Annotated in this window: 16 protein-coding genes; 3 read left to right on the top strand and 13 right to left on the bottom strand. The window is 48.1% G+C overall.

From position 1 onward, the window contains the following. Positions 1–314 precede the first annotated feature (314 nt). The 11 genes from ychF to PWYN_RS13670 form a co-directional block, all read right to left on the bottom strand. Entirely contained in the window at positions 315–1415 is a 1101-nt protein-coding gene (gene ychF, locus PWYN_RS13720; RefSeq protein ID WP_036652529.1) for a redox-regulated ATPase YchF, read from the bottom strand. Positions 1416–1899: 484 nt separating this feature from the next. After that, a complete protein-coding gene (locus PWYN_RS13715) occupies positions 1900–2370 on the bottom strand; it encodes a GNAT family N-acetyltransferase (protein WP_036652527.1) in 471 nt (156 codons plus the stop codon). 42 nt (positions 2371–2412) lie between these two features. After that, complete coding sequence (fni, locus tag PWYN_RS13710) at positions 2413–3453, bottom strand: type 2 isopentenyl-diphosphate Delta-isomerase (RefSeq protein WP_052088012.1); 1041 nt, start codon at positions 3451–3453, stop codon at positions 2413–2415. A gap of 245 nt (positions 3454–3698) precedes the next feature. Beyond that, a complete protein-coding gene (locus PWYN_RS13705) occupies positions 3699–5174 on the bottom strand; it encodes a phytoene desaturase family protein (RefSeq protein ID WP_084146712.1) in 1476 nt (491 codons plus the stop codon). Next, the gene (locus tag PWYN_RS13700) at positions 5171–6232 is read right to left on the bottom strand and encodes a glycosyltransferase family 2 protein (protein WP_240479736.1); all 1062 of its coding nucleotides are present in this window, start codon (positions 6230–6232) and stop codon (positions 5171–5173) included. Before PWYN_RS13700 ends, PWYN_RS13705 begins: the two co-directional genes overlap by 4 nt. Positions 6233–6321: 89 nt before the next feature. Next, the gene (locus PWYN_RS13695; RefSeq protein ID WP_036652522.1) at positions 6322–7059 is read right to left on the bottom strand and encodes a lysophospholipid acyltransferase family protein; all 738 of its coding nucleotides are present in this window, start codon (positions 7057–7059) and stop codon (positions 6322–6324) included. Then, complete coding sequence (locus tag PWYN_RS13690) at positions 7028–7804, bottom strand: carotenoid biosynthesis protein (protein WP_036652520.1); 777 nt, start codon at positions 7802–7804, stop codon at positions 7028–7030. The genes PWYN_RS13695 and PWYN_RS13690 overlap by 32 nt, the downstream gene beginning before the upstream one ends. Continuing rightward, the gene (locus PWYN_RS13685) at positions 7804–8676 is read right to left on the bottom strand and encodes a phytoene/squalene synthase family protein (RefSeq protein WP_036652517.1); all 873 of its coding nucleotides are present in this window, start codon (positions 8674–8676) and stop codon (positions 7804–7806) included. Before PWYN_RS13685 ends, PWYN_RS13690 begins: the two co-directional genes overlap by 1 nt. Next, the gene (locus PWYN_RS13680; RefSeq protein WP_036652514.1) at positions 8648–10207 is read right to left on the bottom strand and encodes a phytoene desaturase family protein; all 1560 of its coding nucleotides are present in this window, start codon (positions 10205–10207) and stop codon (positions 8648–8650) included. The genes PWYN_RS13685 and PWYN_RS13680 overlap by 29 nt, the downstream gene beginning before the upstream one ends. Further along, complete coding sequence (locus PWYN_RS13675; RefSeq protein ID WP_240479775.1) at positions 10204–11682, bottom strand: phytoene desaturase family protein; 1479 nt, start codon at positions 11680–11682, stop codon at positions 10204–10206. The genes PWYN_RS13680 and PWYN_RS13675 overlap by 4 nt, the downstream gene beginning before the upstream one ends. Positions 11683–11943: 261 nt before the next feature. Beyond that, the gene (locus PWYN_RS13670) at positions 11944–12858 is read right to left on the bottom strand and encodes a MerR family transcriptional regulator (RefSeq protein WP_036652509.1); all 915 of its coding nucleotides are present in this window, start codon (positions 12856–12858) and stop codon (positions 11944–11946) included. Positions 12859–13079: 221 nt separating this feature from the next. Between PWYN_RS13670 and PWYN_RS13665 the strand changes: the two genes are divergently transcribed. Further along, complete coding sequence (locus PWYN_RS13665; RefSeq protein ID WP_157261155.1) at positions 13080–14594, top strand: phospholipase D family protein; 1515 nt, start codon at positions 13080–13082, stop codon at positions 14592–14594. 231 nt (positions 14595–14825) lie between these two features. Here PWYN_RS13665 and cls read toward each other — a convergent pair whose 3' ends face one another. Continuing rightward, the gene (gene cls / locus PWYN_RS13660) at positions 14826–16334 is read right to left on the bottom strand and encodes a cardiolipin synthase (protein WP_036652508.1); all 1509 of its coding nucleotides are present in this window, start codon (positions 16332–16334) and stop codon (positions 14826–14828) included. 225 nt (positions 16335–16559) lie between these two features. Between cls and PWYN_RS13655 the strand changes: the two genes are divergently transcribed. Beyond that, positions 16560–17465, top strand: a complete 906-nt coding sequence (locus tag PWYN_RS13655; RefSeq protein WP_036652505.1) for a TetR/AcrR family transcriptional regulator — start codon at positions 16560–16562, stop codon at positions 17463–17465. A gap of 24 nt (positions 17466–17489) precedes the next feature. After that, positions 17490–20657 carry an efflux RND transporter permease subunit gene (locus PWYN_RS13650; protein ID WP_036652503.1) on the top strand — a complete coding sequence of 1056 codons (3168 nt, stop codon included), beginning with the start codon at positions 17490–17492 and terminating at the stop codon, positions 20655–20657. 114 nt (positions 20658–20771) lie between these two features. On the opposite strand, the gene PWYN_RS13645 is transcribed toward PWYN_RS13650, so the two are convergent. Then, entirely contained in the window at positions 20772–21467 is a 696-nt protein-coding gene (locus tag PWYN_RS13645) for a TorD/DmsD family molecular chaperone (RefSeq protein WP_036652501.1), read from the bottom strand. Between the last annotated feature and the right edge of the window lie 40 nt (positions 21468–21507).

Here is a 21507-nt window from a genome sequence, read left to right as displayed (position 1 = left end):
CGTCCTCTACGGGAGCCTACGCTTCCGAAGCAGCGATACTCTGTATCGCTTTCAGGTATCTGTTTCTCGTAGAAATATAAGCAAAGTATACTGAAAACTTATACTTTCTAATATTTTAAAAAAGGGTCAAAACCACATTACAATTAACATGGATACACGACTTTATATTATAGCACCAACTTAGTGAAATGGCTACACTTTCCGCCGCATCTTGTCAAATTAACCATATAAGAAAAGCAAAAACGGGACCTTCCTTCAGTAGATAAGTCTACCTTCGCGGAGGATCCCGATGTATTTAGATTCTATATTACAGCTTAAACGTTGAAACGGAAATGCATCACGTCGCCGTCCTGCACCAAATATTCTTTACCTTCCAAACGAAGCTGACCCCGTTCTTTGGCACCGTTCATGGAACCTGCGGCAACCAGATCCGCGTAAGCTACAACTTCCGCACGGATGAATCCACGTTCGAAGTCCGTATGAATGACACCGGCTGCTCCAGGTGCTTTGGTTCCGCGGCGGATGGTCCAAGCACGAACCTCTTGTACACCTGCGGTAAAATACGTATATAGTCCAAGCAGCTTATAAGCCGCTTTGATCAGACGGTTCAGACCGGATTCCTGCAGTCCAAGCTCTTCCAGGAACATCGCTTTATCTTCGCCTTCTAGTTCAGCAATTTCAGCTTCTACTTTCGCACTGATCGGCACCACTTCGGAATTCTCTTCAGCGGCAAATTTACGCACCTGCTGTACATAAGGATTGTCTTCCGCAGTCGCCACTTCATCCTCACCTACATTGGCCGCGTACAGCACCGGCTTCAAAGTCAGCAAGTGAAGATCACGTACGATAATACGTTCATCCTCAGACAACTCCACACTGCGCACAGGCATATCATTGTATAGGGATTCCTTGATGCGTTCCAGCAATTCTACCTCTTGGGCGTATTTCTTGTCGCCGCCCTTGATATTTTTGCGGGATCGATCGATTCGTTTCTCTACGCTTTCCAAATCAGCAAGGATGAGCTCCAGATTAATCGTCTGAATATCGCTGACCGGGTTTACCTTACCATCAACATGCGTAACGTTCTCGTCTTCGAAGCAGCGCACAACATGTACAATCGCATCAACTTCTCGAATGTGAGCCAGAAATTTATTTCCCAGACCTTCGCCTTTACTAGCACCGCGCACAAGCCCGGCAATATCGACAAATTCAAAAGCAGTGGGTACGGTTTTGTTCGGTTGTACCAGTTCTGTCAATTTGTCCAGACGTTCGTCCGGAACTTCTACAACACCTACGTTAGGGTCAATAGTACAAAAAGGATAGTTCGCAGCTTCTGCTCCCGCTTGCGTAATTGCGTTAAACAATGTGGATTTCCCTACGTTGGGAAGTCCGACAATACCAGCTTTCAAAGCCATTTATATGACAACTCCTATTTTCAGTTAATTGATCATCCGAAAAACCACGCGATCTAACCCATTATATATTAGAAGCTAGGGTCCAGCAACACCGGATGTCAAGCGGTTGTAAGTTTAATTGTAGGTTTTACAACTATTCGAAGCGTAAACGGCCTCTCTGTGACTTTAGTTGTATTCCTTACACTTATTTATGCCCCAAACCGCTGATCCCGCAATATATCCGTGTTTTAGTTGTATTGAGTACACCTAGAACGCCATTTAGAGGAGCTTCTTTTGCTTTAGTTGCACATTGTACAACTACAATTCAATAATGCAGTATAACGCGTCCGCACATAGCAGCAGGTTCGATAGTTCGTAACAGTCCCCTCGCTGAGTTGTAAGCACGTTGGCATTCTAGATAAAGGCCGAATACGCAATAAGAAACCAAAAAAGAGCGTCCAGAAAGGCCGCTCTAGAGTATCGCATGGGCCACACGTCAGGATTATTACAGCTCCTTAGACATTGTAATGTCAGTTGTAATATAACCCATCTTTTTGTAAAGTTCGTAAGCACGGTTGTTCTGTCCGAAGACATGCAGTCCGATCTTCGTAATCTTCATCGCCCGAGCCTCTTCATCAAGCGCCAACATGGCCTGCTTGCCATATCCTTTACCCTGAAAGGGTTCGAATACATAAAAGTCATAGATGAATGCTTCCAATCCGCTTCTGCCCTCGGTAACATTGAACCAGATATAGCCGGCTTGGGTCTCGCTCGCTGCCTCTACTATTGAATATAAATAAGCACCTTCCGTATGCAGGCCCTTTGGCAGAAAGCGCGTCATCTCTTCCTCGGATTGCTTAATGGCGTTCTTAGCATCCCATGCTCCGGCCTTTACCTTATCTTGTGCATAATCACGAATGGATTGACTTAAAAAGAATTGATAGGTTGATTCGTCCATATGAACCAGTTTGATCATTATGATTAGCACTTCCCTACTTCTGTATTCTAGTCTTGCCGTCTAACGTCGAATCAATCGCGGAGTCCCCCGCAAAGCCTTGAAATCAGAAGCCCCGATGCCGAACATAGCTGTCCGCAGTTCAAGCTCGACTTGAGCCAACGCACGATCGAGTGCCTCTTCCGATTCAACAGCCGGACCGAGCAGACTTCGCCCGAAGCCGGCCAAATCTGCTCCGAGGGCTAACGCCTTCGCGGCGTCAACGCCGTTCTTTAATCCGCCGCTGCCAATGAGAGCAACCTGTGGCAAAGCCGTTCTAACCTCAGTGATGCAATCAGCGGTAGGGATACCCCAATCCGCGAAAGCTTCAGCAGCAGCACGGCGGATAGGGTCCGAGTTGCGGAACTTCTCAACTTGGCTCCACGAGGTTCCGCCCGCTCCCGCCACATCGATAAAGGCTACTCCTGCATTATACAAACGGGCTGCAGTATCACCGTCAATTCCCCAGCCAACCTCTTTGATGCCGACAGGGACTTCAAGCATCCGGCATACCCTCTCAATCTGCGGCAGCAGAGCAGCAAATCCAGTGTTACCTTCCGGTTGGAATACTTCCTGAAGTCCGTTTAGGTGAAGGACCAAAAAGTCCGCTCCGGCAATCTCCACAGCACGGCGGCATTCTTCTATCCCGAATCCGTAAGACAACTGCACAGCTCCGATATTGGCAATGATCGGAATCCCGGGTGCCTTGTCACGAACATGGAAGGAGAAAGCCAGCTCCGAACGCTCCACCGCGGCTCGGACTGAGCCTACTCCCAGTGCCCAGCCGCGGCGCTCCGCAGCCTCCGCCAGTCTGGCATTTATCGCACCAGTAGCTGCACTTCCTCCCGTCATGGAACTGATCAGGAATGGGGTACGCAACTGGCGTTCCAGAAAAACAGTACGCAGTGAAATGTCCTCGAAATTAAGCTCAGGGAGAGCATTATGCCGAAATCGATAGTGTTCAAACCCGGTCGTAATGCCGCTCCCCCCCACTTCCTCGTTCAGGCACAGTCGGACATGCTCGATTTTCCGTTCTCCCGTTCTCGATGACGGAAGCAGGGACATGGGGTTAGAACCTTCTTCTGTCTGCGATTCTCCGCCACGATCCGCATCAGACCTTCCCTTGTCCTTCTGCGTTACGGCATCCTGTGGCGTATGATTCATGATGTCTTCCTCCCGTTCACGTCCCTCTATTTCACAGATGTCTGATAGACCTTGTCCCTTCAGCATACTGTTCCTTTTCACAATACTATTCATTATAACACATCCCCGTGCACGAATTTACAATAAGAGGATATTGTCAAGCTTTATTAAGTATGACTTGCAATATACTCTCCTACAAGTCTTCCCGATAGAGATACGACAGGCGTCCCTCCTCCGGGATGTGTAGTGCCACCCACATACCAAAGCCCTTTTACATCTTTGGAACGGTTGCCGGGTCTGAAAAATGTCTGCCTAACCGAGTTCGAGGAAATTCCATAAATAGCTCCCTTATGTGAAAGGGTATCCTCTGCGATGTCCTGCGGCGTGTAATGCTGCATGACATCGGCTTTATTTATACCCGTAATTCCATATCCTGCAAGTGTTGAGGAGATGTTGCGTCCATAAGAATTGGATTCTTTACGCCAATCGCAGCTGTCATTGATATACGGCGCGTTAGCTAAAATGAATAAGTTACTTCCACCCTTCGGAGCCATATCGGGCTCCGAGTACCCCGAATGGCAGATGTAAATGGCGGGATGCTGCGGAGATCGCTTCCGTTCAAAAATATCTGTGAATTCAGCTTCATACTGCTCCGGGAAAAAAACAGTATGATGCAGGAGCGCATCATACTGTTGCGGAACACCTGCGAGTGTAACAAAACCGGATAGGGACGGCTCATATTGGGCAATATGGCGATCGCTCATGCCGGGACGAAGATGTTCGGGTAGCAGCATCCGGTTAATGCTAAGCACATCACCTCCGGCAATAACCGTTTTAGCCGGATAGAACCCTTTTGCCGTATCCACCCCCTGTACCGACCCGTTCACAACGGAGATCTCGTTTACCTGGGTGTCCGTTATAATCTGCACATCCAGTTGTTTAGCCAGAGTCACAAGCCCCTCCACCAGTTTGTATGTACCGCCTTGAACACCATATACCCCCTCTTCGCTCTCCAAGTGGCCAAGCATGGCAAATATAGAAGGAGAAGTATAGGGGGAGGATCCCACATAGGTCGCATAACGTCCAAACATAGCAAGGGTGTGAGGGTGACTGAAATAACGTGACAGGAGGGAGTGCAGGCTGAGGAATGGTCGTACGCGAAGGAGATCACGTACGAGAGTTGGTGAAATCTTGTCACGCCAGGAGAGCATAAGTCTATTCAGGAATTGTTTCTCGCTTAGGCGATACAGTACAGCGGATTCTGTCATGAAGTCCGTATATCGGGCGGCATCGGAAATGCTGTAGGCGGCGATTTGATCTCTCATAAATTCAGTGTTTCGGGACAAATCGACGCGGATGCCGTCAGAGAAAATATTACGTGTCCGAGGCTCCAGCTCATAAAGCTGGACATAATCCTCCATAGAGACACCGGCCATCTCATAAAGTGTACGGAAAACATGGGGCATGGTAATCGTACTGGGTCCCCGGTCAAAAGAATAACCGCCGGATACAATACGTTGAAGCTTACCCCCAGGGTGATGCTGGCGTTCCAGCACCGTAACATCCCACCCTTTTGACGCAAGAGTAACTGCACAAGACAATCCGCCAAACCCTGCTCCGATAATAACAGCCTTTGATTTCATCGGTAATGCCTCCCTTTCCATTCATAGCCTTGTCCCGGAAGACTGCCCCACCAAGAACTAATGGCTATTGCGATTAGGCAGATTATGCTTGCAGGGATCAGAACACATAACCAGACCTCCTGTTTACCAGACGCGTCACTGATACGTTTGATACCTATGCCAACTAAGACAGCAAACATAGCCCAAGCCGCCGCTGTCCCCTGACCCGTAAGAGAGGCGGAAATGAATAGCGTCAAGGGAAGTACATATAACATTGAATAGATAATTAATAAAGATAACAGCAATAGGGGACGCCGCCCCAGCCCGTCATAAATGTTCTTACGATAGCCATTCCAGACTTCTCCTGCGTTATGATACATTCTCATTACTGTATGATCCACTATATTCACTAGGGACACTGGGTCTCCCGAACGTTTAACTGCACGAGCCAAGGCCATATCATCCACCAGCTCGGAACGAATGCCAACATGGCCTCCGCAGCGGGTATAGCTATCCCGATGAATCAGCATAAACCCTCCGTGTGCGGCAACAAAACGGGAATCCAAGCTATCCCGAACCAAAGGAATGGGCAAATGACAGAGAATAGAGAAGTTCATTAAAGGTACAATCAGCTTCTCAAGCCAAGTTCCAGTCTGCTGGCAGGGGAAACCGGTAACCAACCCGCTTTGCTGATCAGCAGCAGTAATTAACGCTGCCGCAAGTGCCTTCGGCCGAAGTCGGATATCGGCATCCAGGAATAGTAGCCATTGACCTTTGGCTGCTTGCGCCAGTTGGGCACAAGCATGGGACTTCCCCAACCAGCCCTGCGGCAGCTCTCGGCCAGCCAGTACATGGACACGGTGATCACCGGTGGCGGATGCAAGTTCTCCAGTCTGATCATTGGAGCGATCATCCAGAACCAGAACCTCGAAGTCCCATCCCTCACTGCTGCAAGCCAGCACAGAGGAGAGACATGGGACAATATTATTGGCCTCATCCCGTGCTGGAATCAGCACTGACAAATATGGAGTTGTTCCTTGGTTAGCAGAACTTGCAGGAATCGGCGGATTCGTCTGCACCTCACCCAGCTTCGGCAGTTTGGCTGAATTCCAGAGGACAAATAGCAGTTGAAGAAGGAGACCTGCGGCAATTAACTGCAGAAGTAAAATTATGGTTTTCCCCTCCCCAGCAGAGCATCAAACCACTCATTCGTAGATTTCCCCTGCTTGATTAATGGAAGAAAAGGCTCCGGTATATATCCCCCGTTATTAACCATCATTTCGCGATGAACATTCACTTGTTCTCCAAGAGCACATTGCAATAACTTTGCGATGCTGCCTCGGTCCATCTCTTTCCAAGAATGAATAAGCGGATCGCCTGCAAGCAGCGTAGCCTCCGGCTTGGAATGCCTGAACAAGCCGTGATACAGTGTTACCGGCACAACGACAGCTTCCGGGCAAAGACGCAGTACAAGGGCAACCCCCGGCTTGAGCGTCAAAGGACGATGCTCCAGAGGTTGGATTTCACCTTCGGGATACATCCATACGCTTCCGCCCTCACGCAGTACCCTTGCCGTATAACGTAAGGACGCACTGATATCTCCCGTACGGCTACGATTAATCGAATAAACTCCAAGCTTGCGGAAAAACATATACTTACTAAGCTGTTCCTCCTCCATCATGAAATAATGTTCACTATTCGTAAGGGTGCGCGCTGCGTGATATGCCAACAGTCCATCCCACCAGGAACTGTGGTTCATAATGTACAGCAGCGGCCGTCCCTCTGCGGACTTAGGCTTCAACTCACCTGCAGCCCCGAAATACCGGAAATGTCTGCGAATCAAATACAGAGAATTATAGCGATAGAACAGCTTATCAAAGCTTCTGTGTTTGGTGGCTTCTAGCATTACGCAGGCTCCCTTCCGCCAATATGGCGCCCAGAGCGGCGATAACCGTACATATTGGCAATCCCTCGCGCAGACCCAGCAATCCGAACAAAATTAGAATCGCCTGATATAATCGTGTTCCGCGGCGTGCGGCAGACCGGGTTACTTTAACACCCCAGAATAACAAAGACAGGATCGCTCCTACGATGAACCATCCAATGAAATTTTGCCATGGGACACCATATAATCCGCCCCCGGCACTCCAATGCCAGTAACCTTTGGCATGGGCCACGGGATCGAGCACCAAATCCATGATCACCGTCCACAATCCGACCTGAAGTGCCCGAGCTAAAGACAGTAAATGTCCAGAAAGGCCAAATTCACGACTGATAAGAACAGCACTGCTTACAACTGCAATCCAAGCAAAACCCAACGTGACAGGTACACCGAACAGCAGCGGCCCTAATATATCCGAATATTCATAAACGCCGAACAGTCTTCCGGAATGGACACCGATCCATTCAACGCTCATTCCGCCCGTCCATACTAGGACAGCAGACAACCCCAGGGGGGCGTGACTCGAGATAATGACTGACTGGTCGGACATAATATGCAGCTCAAGACCGTCCTTAATCAATTTCATAGCATATACAGCATAAAATACAAGAAATAATCCATTGGAAAATTGCAGACTTTCCGGAAGGCTAAATATGATCAATAACAGTGCGCCTATAAAATACCATCCCCAGAACAAGACCCTGATCATTAATGTACCGCCGCAGCACCCTTGCCGCCAAAGGGGGAAGGATAGCGAGCAGCCGTTCTTCGAAACATCAGGAGTTTCGCTTCATCACTAACATAGGCACGTCTGCGGAATACATCATAGCCGCTGGCAGCCACATCATCCAGAATTCCTGCATAAAAAGCCGCTGCCAGCTCAACAGCCATACCGCTTTCCGGCGGATAGGTATGAACATTATCCAGACCTTCCTTAAACCAGTCCAGTGCAGCCCCCTTTAATTCCTGTAAAACAGCAATGAATCTGTCATTAACTACGTTTCGTTCCAGCTCCTGCTGGGTATACCCATGCTTCTCCATAACCTCAAGCGGTAGATATCTCCTCCCCCTTGTCAGATCCTCCCCTACATCCCGAATGATATTCACAATCTGCATCCCCATCCCTAGGGCTATACCTGCGGACTGCGCTTCTTCATTGCTGTCGTCTCTCAGAACAGGTAGGAGCATCTCTCCGACAGTACCGGCAACGAGGTAACAATAGGACTCCAACTGGTCCATCGTTTCGTAATGGGTAAAGGATAGATCCCTTACCTGCCCTTGCATTTGCAGCATGAACTGGTCCTTGCTGGATTGTGGGAAGTTCTCGAACAACCAACGAAGAGCAGGCCATATAAAGTGTCCTTCCGCGTGGTCCAAATTCTGAAAATGACTACGAAGTTCAAAAATACTGTAGGGTGACTCCTCCGGTTCATCTACGCTATCGTCGATCATGCGGCAAAAAGCATAAATGACATGAACGGCTTCCCGACGAGGGCTAGGCAGACCGGCAAATGCCTTATAAAACGAAGATGATCCTCTTTGGATCATTTCCTCACATTTCAACAACGTCTGTTCTATCATGTGTACGCATCTCCTTCATTAGTTCATGAACTGCCAGCCTTGCTCCCTGCATGACAATCGGTACTCCGCCACCTGGATGAACTGAAGCACCGGCAGCATATAACCCACCAATGTTGTATGGCTTCGGTTGAGGTCGGAATACACCGGATTGGGATAGCACCGGTGCGATACCAAAGCTTCCTCCACCGTACATGCCCTCTCTCTCCGCATCTACCGGGGTGCGTACTTTCCGCCATATTGTACTGCCCGCAAGACCTGGAAAACCACGGGCTTCTGCGTCTGCAAGCACTTTGTCAGCAAGTGGATTTGCGACAGCATCCCAGTCGATCAAACCCTTGTTAGGAACAGGTATAAGAAAATACAATACACTCTCCCCTGCGGGGGCCGCGCTGTCATCCAATGCAACCGGGTTAAAAACATAATAAGAAGGCTTATCGGGAATGGAGTGATGATCAAACAGATCCTTAAGGCTGTCATTCAGACTATCCGGCAAAAAAAACTGATGGGTAAGCGAGTCGTCCCATCTTTTATTAGCTCCTATATAGATGAGCAGACAACCTGAGGATGGCTTAAATTTCACTCTAGATTGATTCTTCTCCTCCTTCTGAGTAGTCCCGCTCGGAGAAGGTTTTTGATGCAGAGCGGCCCGCAGGGTGAGTCCTTTCTTGAGCACCCCTTGCGGCAGTAAGCCTTCCAGGTGAGGGAAATCTCCGTTATACAGTACCGCATCAAACGGAAGTTCTTCCCCTTTAACAAAAACTCCACGGCAGCGTCCGCCGCTCACGAGTATGGACTCAACTTCCGTACGAGTCTGAATTCGGACGCCGCGACGCTCCAGCTCCTTCACCATCAATCTTGGGAGCTCTCCATATCCGCCCTTTAGCATCCAGATTCCGAAGGCCTGCTCCGCATAGGGAAGCATGGTATAAATGCCTGGTGTACGGAAGGGAGCTCCACCAATGTATAGACTTTGCAGTGAATAGGCGTCCTTCAATTCCTCACTATGGAAGTACTGCCCCACCGCGGATCTCAGACTTTTAAAGGCTTGCAGGCGAGCCATCAGCGATAGGTTCTTTAGGCTGAAGAACGCTTTACGGTTCTTGAAATCCCGCTCCAGAAAAGCCGCCTTGCCCAGCGGAAACAAACCCGACATATCCTTCATAAATCGTATAAATCCCTCACCCTCACCGGGGAAAGATTTCTCGATTTCCGCTGCCTGCTCCTGAACTCCGTCTACTTTAGTCAACGTCCGTCCGCTCTTGAAATGGACACGGTAGAGGGGGTTACAGCGGAGCAACTCTATGCTTCCGGCAGGCAGTCCGCCTTCCTCCAGAGTACTCAGCAGCATCTCAGGTAGGAGAACAATGGTCGGCCCCCGATCTATCCGATAGGGCCCATTCTCTTCAAAGGCTACTCGCCCACCAACCTGCGAAGCACGCTCGAACACAGTAACCTCTTGTCCCTGTTTACTAAGTAGCAACGCAGCCGTCAGACCCCCGATTCCGCTGCCCACAATGGCAACCCGGCTCATAGCGTCGCTCCTTTCCATGTAATTCCGGCTGCGATCATTCGAGAACGGGCAGCACGATCATGCTCGGTAAGCAGTCGGGCGCTGATCTTCGCGGATTCAAATATCGTCGGCAAACCACTGCCGGGATGCGTACCCCCACCAACTAACCAAATACCCTTAACCTCCTGAAAGGTGTTGTGGGGACGGAGATACATCATCTGACCCAAATTGTGGGCCAAATTAAACGTTGCGCCGTTATACACATTCAGCTGATCGCGCCAGTCTAATGGGGAGAAGAACAAGCTCTCCTCTATCCGCTGTGTTAAATTATCTATTCCCGCTGTGTGCTGCAGCCGCTCCAACATTTCTTCCTGTACACTGGGGCCTACCTGATCCCAATCGATATCCGCTTTCAGGTTGGGAACAGGCATTAACATGTATATAGAGGATTTCCCCGGAGGGGCAAGCGTTGGATCAATGACAGAAGGATTATGAATATACATAGAGGCGTCTGCCGACAACGTGCCCAGACGGGTTATTTCATCTACATTAAGCCGGTAATCCTCTGCAAAGTGAACGGAGTGATGAGCCAAGTCAACGGCCCCGTCTACGCCCAGATACAGCATCGCAGTTGAGCAGGAGTACCGTTTACGGTCGACTTTTTCCGGCGTATACCGTTTCAACACATCAGGCTCGAACAGTTGGGTCATTACTGAACCGAAGTCCGCACCAATAATTACATAATCGGCCTCAACCTTTTCACCGTTCTCCAGCAGCAGCCCAGTAGTATGACCATTATGGACTAGGACTCGCTTCACACCACAAGAGGTATGCACAACCCCACCATGCTCAGAGATCACCTTTGCCATTGCCTGAAAGATCTGGTTGACTCCGCCTATCGGGTGATACAATCCGTATCTGTGCTCCAAATAGGAGAGAATCGTAAACGTACCCGGACATTCCCAAGGGGACATTCCTAAATATTTCGCTTGAAAGGTAAAGGCATATCGAAGACGTTCGTCATTAAAATACTTGGACAGCCTATTGTATACGGTATCTGTGGCATGCAGCTTGGGCAACGCACGCAGCACATCTTTTTTGACATAATCCCCTACGGATTGAAAAGGGCGCTGCAACAGCGGCATCACTCTGTCAAATTTAGCCGCCTCATCGTCCATGAAACGCCGGTAGCCGTTTCCGTTCCCGGGAAACAGCTTCTCGATCTCGGCCGCGGTGCGATCCTGATCCGTCGAAGGGGTAAACACGGTATCACCAAAATGCAGAGAATACAGTGGATCAAGCTCTTTTAAAGTAATATAGTCCTCTAAAGAGCGACCTGCAGAAGTAAACAGCTCCTCTAATAGATGCGGCATCATTAAAAATGTAGCTCCCCGGTCAAACCGGTACTTTCCAAGCTCAAGCTGACCTGAACGTCCTCCGACAACCGCCTGCTTCTCATAAACCTCGACATCATATCCTTCTGCAGCCAGCAGCATAGCAGCGGCCAGGCCTCCAGGCCCTGCTCCTACAACAGCCACCTTTGCAGCATCTTTTCTACTACCCAAGTTCATTCCTCCTTACCTCACCTCGGTCTATCAGCTTATACAAAAATCTTTAAACCTTATACAAGGTCGATACAGACATCATACATTTTTTATGTGTTTATGTAAATAACCTTATACAAAAAAACCTCCGCATCACTCGAAGGTGATCACGAAGGTTGTATGTTGTAACATTTTTTAATTTACTTTATCCGCTTAGGCTCTGCTTTTTAAGCCCGTAAACACGTTATCGAACCAGACCTGCCAATGCTCTGAAGGCTCATTCATGACAAAGTCTGGACCCGCGGAATCGGGAGAAGCTTCGTAGCCCTTGCCCCCCGCAATACATTCCATTCCAGGAAAAGCCTCTTTCAGCCGCTGAATCAGTCCTTCGCAGTATGGGATCAGCCCTTTATCAGTAACCGAAAGGCAAATCACCCGAATACTGTGCTGCTGTTCCAGCATCGACAGAATCCCTTCCTCTGGTGTATTGGCTCCGAGGTAAACGACCTCCACTCCGTTCTTGCGCAAAAAAAGTGAAAACAGCAGCAGCCCGACTTGATGTTGCTCGCCCGCCGGACAAAAAGCCAATACCTTCGGCAGCTGTGAATATACAGGAAAGACATGAAAGAACTGATAGATGCGATTGGAAATCATGTGGGTCATATAATGCTCCTGCGCTACAGTAGCTGTACCTTCTTCCCACGCTGTCCCTACCTCGATCAAAACCGGAATGAGGACCTGATGAAACATCGAATCATATCCGTACAAAGAGAACCCGAAATCGATTAACGCATTTGCCCGCTCTCCTTGGAATTCATACAGCGTATTGTATATTTGACGTTTCATTTTCTCGAAGGCATCTTGAGGACTTCCGCTAATGGAAGAAACACTCTCCTTCAATTCCTTTTCCTTCCGGGCCTTCAACAATCGAACGGCGTGCGAAATACTTATTCCCTGTTGCTCGGTCTGGTTTTTCAGCCAGCGCAGATCCTCGATATTATCTTGGCTGTACAGCCTGTAGCCCGATTCGGTCCGTTCAGGAGTTACAGCTTTATACCTGTTCTCCCAGGCTCTCAGTGTAACTGAAGGGATATCCAGCATTTCGACGACCTGTTTAATGGAGTACACGTTTCACCTCACTCACTTTCGCTTGTTGCTGCTGCTTATATTTGAATGTATAAACCTTATACAAATCATTTACACTCATTATACATAAGCTTATGTATTATGTCATCCAACTCTAATTTAGGTTACAGCACAATAGATATGCTTCACTATTTGCTTCCGGGAGTTAATAAGTGGGTAGGATACTGGTAACAGTACTCCATAACTCGTACAGGAGGAACTCCATGAACTCAGACCATCAGGCCTCATCCAAATCCATTGTACGCCAAAATCATAGGGCTCCTTCCCGTCTGCGCGTCTGGGTATTACGAGCAACCATTTTTCTAGCATTCTGGCTCACCGGTGTAATGGTGTACCAGACTCACAAACCCTTGCCGCCGGGGATTTCCTACGAAAGTCCGGTGTACAACGTTAACCACGTCACCTTCCTGCAGGATTTAACTTATCCGGATGGTAGTGCCTTAGGGAAGCAGGAGGCTCAGATATTGCCCCGAATGCTGGAGATTATAGAAGAATCGCGGCAGTTTCTTGTGATCGACCTATTCCTTTTTAATGACTATACCCATCGTGATCAACAATTCCCACCTGTGAGTCAGGCGCTTACTTATAAGATTCTTGCTCAAAAGCTAGCTTACCCTGATATGGATATTGTCTTTATTACCGATGAGGTTAACACCAATTACAATTCAGCTCCCAACCCTCTACTAGAACAATTGAAGGCAGCGGGAGTCCGCGTTATTCTAACTGATGTAAATAGTCTGCGGGATTCTACTCCTGCCTATTCAGCTGTATGGCGTACCTTTATCCAATGGTTTGGACAGTCAGGGAAAGGCTGGATACCCAATCTGATGGCTAATGACGGACCCGACATTACGGCCCGCTCATACCTCAAGCTGCTAAATGTGAAAGCAAATCACCGAAAAGTGGTCCTTAGCGAAAAGTCAGCACTAATCTCTTCCGGCAATATACATGATGCCAGTGCCTATAACTCCAACGTCGCCCTAGAGGTTCAAGGTCCGATTCTTGCCGATATCCTGCGGACAGAACAAGCGGCAGCGGATCTTTCGAACGCCGGCCCGCTGTTGAGTAAAGAGCCTCGTTTCGAAGAAGAGAGTGAGCGTAAGCCTTCAGAATCCGTAGGCGGGCTGCAGGTACGCTATTTGACTGAAGGTAAAGTATACAAATATGCGCTGCAGAATATTAAGGCTGCAGCGCAGGGAGATACCGTATGGTTAGGCATGTTTTATTTGGCTGATGATTCGATTATCCAGGCGCTAGTGGAAGCATCAGAACGCGGCGCCGAGGTGCGGCTGCTGCTTGATCCTAATCAAAACGCGTTTGGCCGTGATAAGATCGGCATCCCGAACCGGCCGGTAGCCATGGATTTGAATCGGCGCTCCGATGGCAAGATCGCTATTCGCTGGTACAACACCACCAAGGAACAATACCACCCCAAGCTTCTCTTTATCTCCAAAAAAGAGGGGGACTCCACCGTACTTAGCGGTTCCAGTAACTTTACTGCACGCAATCTGGATAATTACAACCTGGAGAACAACCTATGGGTATCCATGAATTCCGAGCAGCCGCTCTACGGAGAATTAGAAGGCTATTTCAACCGGATATGGAATAATGAGGGGGCTGAATTCAGCCTGCCACTCGATGACTATCAGGGTGAGATTACTCGGCTGAAATATATTATATTCCAGGCACAAAAGTTATTAGGATTCACCACATTTTAGACGATGTAGATTGTACTAAAGACTTACTCGTTGGGAGTTTGGTAGTTACTACAGTGAATGTTTGGACTTCCAGCCGCTGTTGTCTCCAGATTTCTTTGATTTGTACCGCTATCCGCGGATGAAATCCGGAGACAAAGGCGGTCGCTGACGCTCTTCCAGTTCCAAAATTCCCTTTCGTTACTACCACCCCGAGGTTGTTATTTAGTTCAGTCTATATAGCTACTGGGTGACTTACAGCAACGGGGACATTAACCGGGCGGCTGATTCCAAGAGCCGCTCATGCAGGCGTTTGTCCATAAAGGTCTCCTCCACAATCTGCCGGGTAGACAATAGATCCCGTTCAAAATCGGCCACGATTCGTTTGACGCTGTCCGTCTGCAGCAGCAGCGCATTCACTTCGAAATTCAGATGGAAGCTTCTCATGTCCATATTAGCAGTACCGATTGTGGCAATCTCTCCATCTACAATCAGGAGCTTGGAATGGATAAATCCTTTTTCATATTCAAAAATTTTCACTCCCGAATCCAGCAACGCTGGAAAATAAGAGTGCGAAGCCAGGAACGGCAGCCATTTGTCCGGTTTGGCCGGAAATAACAAGCGCACATCCAGCCCGGACATGGCTGCTACCCGGATCGCTGTAAGAATATCCTCATCGGGTATGAAATAAGGGCTGGCAATCCATACAGACTTCTTCGCTGAGGTGATCATGGAGAAGAAAATGTTTTTGAGTGAACGGCGCTCATTATCCGGTCCGCTGGCAATAATCTGCACAGCTCCATCCCCCGCTACATAACGCAGCTTCGGCGAAAGATAATCCTGTTCCATGATTTTCTCGCCTGTGGTATGCATCCAGTCCTGAAGGAAGATGATCTGCATCGTCCGGACCGCCTCACCTCTGATCAACATGTGCGTATCCCGCCAAAATCCGTAAGTCTTGTTCCGGCTTAAATATTCATCCCCTACATTCAGCCCGCCCATAAAACCCACGTCCCCGTCAATAACGACGATTTTGCGGTGATTCCGGTAATTCACGCGGCTTGAAAAGAAGGACGTAGACTTCCCGTATGCAGCCACCAGCACGCCGGCATCCGTCATTTCCTTCACAAAGGACTTGGACAATCCAAGGCTGCCTACCGCATCATACATAAATCTTACCATAACGCCCTCACGGGCTTTCTTGATCAAGATTTGCTGAATTCGCGTGCCGATATGATCGGAGCGAAAAATATAATACTCCATATGAATATGGTGCTCCGCCTGCCGCAGCTCCAACAGCAGCGTCCCGAACGTTTCTTCCCCATTGGTCAGAATACGCGTCTCTGAGGCAAAGGATATGGGTGTTCGAGCCAGACGTTGGGCTAGTCCAAGCAGTTTCTGGCGGGAAGGGTCAAAGATGGACCAATCCTGATTCATGCGGAAGATGTCATTCTCAATTCGCTCATAGGCCATTTGGTCAAGCTGAGCTTTTTTATCATATTTACGACGCTTAAATACGTTTTGTCCGAATAAGAAATAAAAGACCAACCCTACAACCGGGATAAGCGCAAGCAATAAGATCCAAGCCATCGTGGTAGATGGATTACGATTCTCCATGAATATAGCCAAACTAATGGAAATGACGGTCAATGTTGAAAAAATACTGATGATGGTTCCGCCTGTACTACCGAATATACCGAAGCCAAAATAATAAAATGCTAATAATGCCAAAATGATGACTATAGTCTGTAATCCTCTTCTCATAGACAACCTACCTTCTTTTCTATAACAAGCATCACGGAATTGACACAATTATATATTACATGAAGTTGTTCATTCTTCCTACCTGAATCCTACCCAAAAGGAATAATATCAAAACTGCATCCTCTTTTTTCGGAAATTTGAAATCCATAAGCCTTTATAATATAATCAGTTTTGACTGGGTAGTCAAAATAAGAACCAGCAAGTCAGAAAGGAGTCCAGAACGTAATGGCCGACATCAGCGTTGATAAAAAAGAGAAGATTATTAAAACGGCTATGCAGCTGTTTGCTGTCAAAGGATCCATAGCTACCTCCATGCAAGAGATTGCTGAACTATGCGGCATTTCCAAAGGCAGCTTGTATTTAGTGTTCAAATCAAAGGAAGAGCTGGTGCGCAGCATTTACATATATTGCTTCCAGATGATCCGCGATCCCCTGTTGCAGACAGAAGAGGAAATTTTCACAAGCCCTCAGGAGAAACTGCAGAAACAAATCGAAATTCTACTAGACCATGTATACGAGCTTCGGGAGTTCTTGCAGCGGCAAATTCAGGACTTTGCGGGAAGTGGTCAAAAAGATGTGCCGGAATGGATGCGCAAAAGCAGTATTCCTGTTATGCAATGGTTTCAGGCTAAGCTAGAAACGTTGTACGGCAAAGAAGTCCTTCCATACACCGGGGATTTAATACTGCTGGTTCACGGGATGATCAGCTCGTATGTGCGCGTTATTTTTCAACCGGATAATCCTGTATCTACTACCCGGATGGCAGAACATCTCGTGAATTTAGTGGATATCGTTGCAGCCGGTCTGCTTGCCGGAAAGCCCCAACCTCTTATCCCTGATCCTATAATTACCAGTTGGATGGAAGATGGCGAAGGTTGTCTGCGTAAAAATCCGCTGCAGCTCATCAAGGAAATGAAGCAGAAGCTCAGTATTACCACAACTATGGATCCACGGCAGCTGGAGGACACTCTGGAGTCCCTTATTATTTTAGAGAAGGAAATCCTTGTAACCCACCCCCGAAGAGCCATCGTGCAAGGAATGATGTCTAATTTGGAATCATGTACTGAACTAACAGAGAACTTGAGAGATCTAAAGAAACTTGTATCCCCCGAATATGGATCATGTATATAACCGAGAGGAGCCGAACCGTAACCTATGAAAAGTCTAATTAATTTCTCACTCCGCAACAAATTTGCCGTGTGGCTCCTAACCATCATCGTTGTGCTTGCCGGTCTTTACAGCGGCCTGACCATGAAGCAAGAAACATTGCCTAATATCAGTATTCCCTATCTAAGTATTACTACTATTTATCCCGGCGCTGCACCGGAGGGTGTTGTGAATGAGGTCAGCAAACCGCTGGAGCAGCGGCTTCGTAATGTGGACGGTGTCAAAACTCTGACCTCTACATCTCTGGAGAATGCCTCCAGTATTACTATTGAGTTCGAATATAGTACCAACCTCGATAATGCGACGGCCGCAGTTCGGGAAGCCCTTAATGAAGTGACTCTGCCGGACGAGGTGCAGAAACCGAAAATCTCCCGCTTCAGCTTGAGTTCGCTTCCGGTAATCTCACTTAGCTTAACCGGTGACGATACTCAGGATTTAGAGGGTCTGACGACTATTGCGGAGAATGATATCCGCCCAGCATTAGAGGATTTAGAAGGTGTCGCCTCCGTACAGATTGCCGGGCAATACGTGAAAGAGGTGTCCCTGAAGTTCCATCAAGACAAGCTTCAACAGTACGGACTAACTGAAGACACTGTAAAAGCTATTGTCCTAGGCTCCTCCGTTTATGCTCCTCTCGGATTGTTCGAAATGGAGAATTCTGAAAAAGCAGTCGTTGTAGATGGGAATATCACTACTATAGATGATCTTAAAAAGGTTAGCATTCCAATCATTCCCGCAGGCGCTGCGAGTTCGAACGGTGCTGAGGCTTCGAATGCCGGGGCTGTTACCGGCCTTACTGCTGATCCCGGAGCTGTTTTGGCACAACCAGGTGGTGTTACAGGCAGCTTCGGACTTCCGACCGTCCAATTGGGAGAGCTTGCAGCCATTGAGGTTATCGGCAAGTCAGATTCCATCTCACGTACCAATGGTAAAGAATCCATCGGGATCCAAATCGTTAAAGCCAATGATGCCAATACCGTTGATGTGGTAAACAACGTCAAGGATAAGATCGAGGACCTTAAGAAGCAGTATAAAGGACTCGAACTGACGGTTCTTCTGGATCAAGGAAAGCCTATAGAGGATTCCGTCAACACGATGCTCTCCAAGGCTGCATTTGGTGCCTTGTTCGCCGTCTTTATCATCCTGATTTTCCTGCGGAATATCCGCTCAACCATTATCTCTATTATCTCCATTCCATTGTCATTGCTGATTGCGGTTCTTTGTCTGCGCCAGATGGACATCACACTCAATATGATGACGTTAGGAGCAATGACGGTAGCGATAGGACGGGTTGTGGATGACTCGATTGTTGTTATCGAGAATATATTCAGACGACTATCGCTGTCCGGGGAAAAGCTGCGGGGCCGTGAATTGATTAGTGCAGCCACCCGGGAAATGTTCGTACCTATCATGTCTTCTACAATTGTAACGATTGCGGTATTCCTTCCGCTCGCTTTTGTCAGCGGGATGGTGGGTGAGCTCTTCCTGCCGTTCGCACTTACCATGGTATTCGCACTGCTCGCTTCCCTGCTGGTGGCTATTACTCTAGTTCCCGCATTGGCACATACGTTGTTCCGTAATGGCCTGAAGAAGAAACATAACCATGAAGACAAACCGGATCGAATGGCCGCTGGTTATCAGAAAATTCTGAACTGGTGCCTATCTCATAAGTTGATTACTTTCGGAGTAGCGGTAGCCTTGTTGATAGGAAGTCTATTCCTTATCAAACCTATAGGTGTTAGCTTCCTGCCCTCTCAGGAAGAGAAGAATATTACCTTAACCTTCTCACCGGGTGCCGGCCAACGCCTAGAAGATATAAAGGAACAAGCACTGAAAGCAGAGAAGTATATCTTAGCTCAGAAGCATGTTGATAAAATGCAGTATTCCATCGGAGGCAGCAGCCCGTTCGGATTAGGTGCAGGTGGAAAGTCCGGGTTGTTCTACGTCGCTTACAACAGCGACACTCCTGACTTTGATAAAGTTAAGGGACAGCTGATTGAAGGACTCACCAAAGAAATTCCGAATGGTGTTTGGGGTGATCTATCCGGGATGGCTGGCGGTGGACTGGGCGGCAGTACTTTGACCGTGAATATATTCGGGGATACTCTGAAGCAGCTCAAACCGTTGGCAGATCAAATTGCAGGGATCGTTCAAGCAGACACGGCTAACTTCATGGATGGAGAGACTAGTCTATCGGAGTCCTATGAACAGTACACGATCATTGCGAATCAGGAGAAGCTCAGCGCACTCGGCCTAACAGCCGGACAAATTGCAATGAAGCTAAGCCCGGTAAGTGCACGGCCTGTTCTTACTGAAGTCGAGCTGGATGGAAATAATTATAATGTTTATATCGAGACAGATAAAGATACGTACGGCAGTATAAATGAAATGCTGGATGCTACACTTACTTCGCCGTTAGGTATTACTGTACCCGTTAGCGATGTTGCCAGCATTAAAAAGGGTTCCTCACCAGACTCCATTACCCGTATGGATGGCAAAATGAAAGTGGATGTTACCGCCGAGATTATCTCGAATGACGTTAACAGTGCTTCCAACGCCGTAAAGGAAAAGATTGATGCTTTGGATCTGCCGGATGGTGTAACCATTACCTTCGGAGGTGTTACGGAGCAAATCAATGAAACCTTTAGCCAGTTGGGAATTGCAATGGCAGCTGCTATAGCCATTGTATACTTCGTGCTTGTAGTTACTTTTGGCGGCGGTCTTGCACCTTTCGCCATCCTGTTCTCGCTTCCCTTTACCGTAATCGGAGCTCTGATTGCTCTCCTGATTGCAGGTGAAACGCTGAACGTATCCGTACTAATGGGTGCACTCATGCTGATCGGAATTGTAGTTACCAATGCGATCGTGCTAATTGACCGTGTTATTCATAAAGAAAAGGAAGGACTGTCCACCCGCCAAGCTCTGCTTGAAGCTGGGGGTACCCGTCTTCGTCCGATCCTTATGACGGCACTGGCTACGATTGGTGCTTTGCTCCCACTTGTCTCCGGACTAGAAAACAGTGCGGGGATCATCTCAAAGGGATTAGGCGTAACTGTTATCGGCGGCTTAATTAGTTCTACGCTGCTGACTCTAGTGGTAGTACCCGTCGTATATGAATTCTTGATGAAATTCCGCAGCAAACGGGTGTACGAATAACCCTATTCAGATTCTAAAAGGAGGCCTTCCCGACAAAGGGAGGCCTCCTTTTTGCTTGATTCAAAAGGCAAACAAAAAAGGCCCTAATCCGGGCCTTAAACTTGCAAATACAAATTATATTACCGCGGTTGCGCCATTTTCCAATGTTGCTTTCCAGCCGCGAAGCATTTCCAGGTCCTTTGGCAGAAACTCTTCAAGCATGTGGCTAAGTCCAAGATAGAGCGGACTATTGGTCGCAGCATTTAGTTTGTGGCAGAATTGAGGTGTCCAACGCAGCAAATGTTCCTCCAGAAAGGCAACCTGAATGTCCAAGAGCTCCATTGCGCTACGAACGGAAAAGCTGTTGTACAGCATTCTTTCATGCAGCACTGCCATAAACTCCAGTTCAATGGCGATATGATCGTCGGCTTCTCCATTGCACTTGTTGAATACAATACCTGCAGAAGCATACACATCGGAAATTACGTTGCAGAACTCTTTCGTACGGCCGATATGTGCAGCTTCACGCGGTACAAAAGTATTCATAGCCCCTTCAGTCATCAGACGCTTGTACTCTTTGTTCTCCTGCTCGCAAATGGACGGAAGCTCCTTCGGTTCCTGACTGCACAGGTAGCGCTTGAGCTCACGGCCGCCCTCTGTCATCTCAGCTGCAACACCAATCTGTGCATTGCGGCTCCATTGTGCTACAAGTGAAAGCGCAGGTTTTCTTCCAAAAAAGTCTGTTAACAACTGATATATTAGTCCACGGCTCTCTAACCAGCGGCTAAAAGCTTCCGGCACGTTAAGGGATGGAACAGTTTGTAAAGTCATTTTGCAAATCCTCCTCTAATAGGTTTACCCGGTCTCCCCT

This window comes from Paenibacillus wynnii, assembly GCF_000757885.1.
GTDB classification, from domain to species: Bacteria; Bacillota; Bacilli; order Paenibacillales; family Paenibacillaceae; genus Paenibacillus_AQ; species Paenibacillus_AQ wynnii.
The sequence above is the reverse complement of the archived record's forward strand: the minus strand, read 5'-3'. Positions and strand labels throughout refer to the sequence as shown.

Excerpts from the sequence above, each read along its gene's own strand:
- PWYN_RS13695 (WP_036652522.1), bottom strand. The coding sequence starts at position 7,059 with ATGCTAGAAGCCACCAAACACAGAAGCTTTGATAAGCTGTTCTATCGC.
- cls (WP_036652508.1), bottom strand. The coding sequence starts at position 16,334 with ATGAGAAGAGGATTACAGACTATAGTCATCATTTTGGCATTATTAGCA.
- PWYN_RS13680 (WP_036652514.1), bottom strand. The coding sequence starts at position 10,207 with ATGAGCCGGGTTGCCATTGTGGGCAGCGGAATCGGGGGTCTGACGGCT.
- PWYN_RS13690 (WP_036652520.1), bottom strand. The coding sequence starts at position 7,804 with ATGATCAGGGTCTTGTTCTGGGGATGGTATTTTATAGGCGCACTGTTA.
- PWYN_RS13715 (WP_036652527.1), bottom strand. The coding sequence starts at position 2,370 with ATGATCAAACTGGTTCATATGGACGAATCAACCTATCAATTCTTTTTA.
- fni (WP_052088012.1), bottom strand. The coding sequence starts at position 3,453 with ATGTCCCTGCTTCCGTCATCGAGAACGGGAGAACGGAAAATCGAGCAT.
- PWYN_RS13665 (WP_157261155.1), top strand. The coding sequence starts at position 13,080 with ATGAACTCAGACCATCAGGCCTCATCCAAATCCATTGTACGCCAAAAT.
- PWYN_RS13650 (WP_036652503.1), top strand. The coding sequence starts at position 17,490 with ATGAAAAGTCTAATTAATTTCTCACTCCGCAACAAATTTGCCGTGTGG.
- PWYN_RS13675 (WP_240479775.1), bottom strand. The coding sequence starts at position 11,682 with ATGCTGCTGGCTGCAGAAGGATATGATGTCGAGGTTTATGAGAAGCAG.
- ychF (WP_036652529.1), bottom strand. The coding sequence starts at position 1,415 with ATGGCTTTGAAAGCTGGTATTGTCGGACTTCCCAACGTAGGGAAATCC.
- PWYN_RS13655 (WP_036652505.1), top strand. The coding sequence starts at position 16,560 with ATGGCCGACATCAGCGTTGATAAAAAAGAGAAGATTATTAAAACGGCT.
- PWYN_RS13645 (WP_036652501.1), bottom strand. The coding sequence starts at position 21,467 with ATGACTTTACAAACTGTTCCATCCCTTAACGTGCCGGAAGCTTTTAGC.
- PWYN_RS13705 (WP_084146712.1), bottom strand. The coding sequence starts at position 5,174 with ATGAAATCAAAGGCTGTTATTATCGGAGCAGGGTTTGGCGGATTGTCT.
- PWYN_RS13685 (WP_036652517.1), bottom strand. The coding sequence starts at position 8,676 with ATGATAGAACAGACGTTGTTGAAATGTGAGGAAATGATCCAAAGAGGA.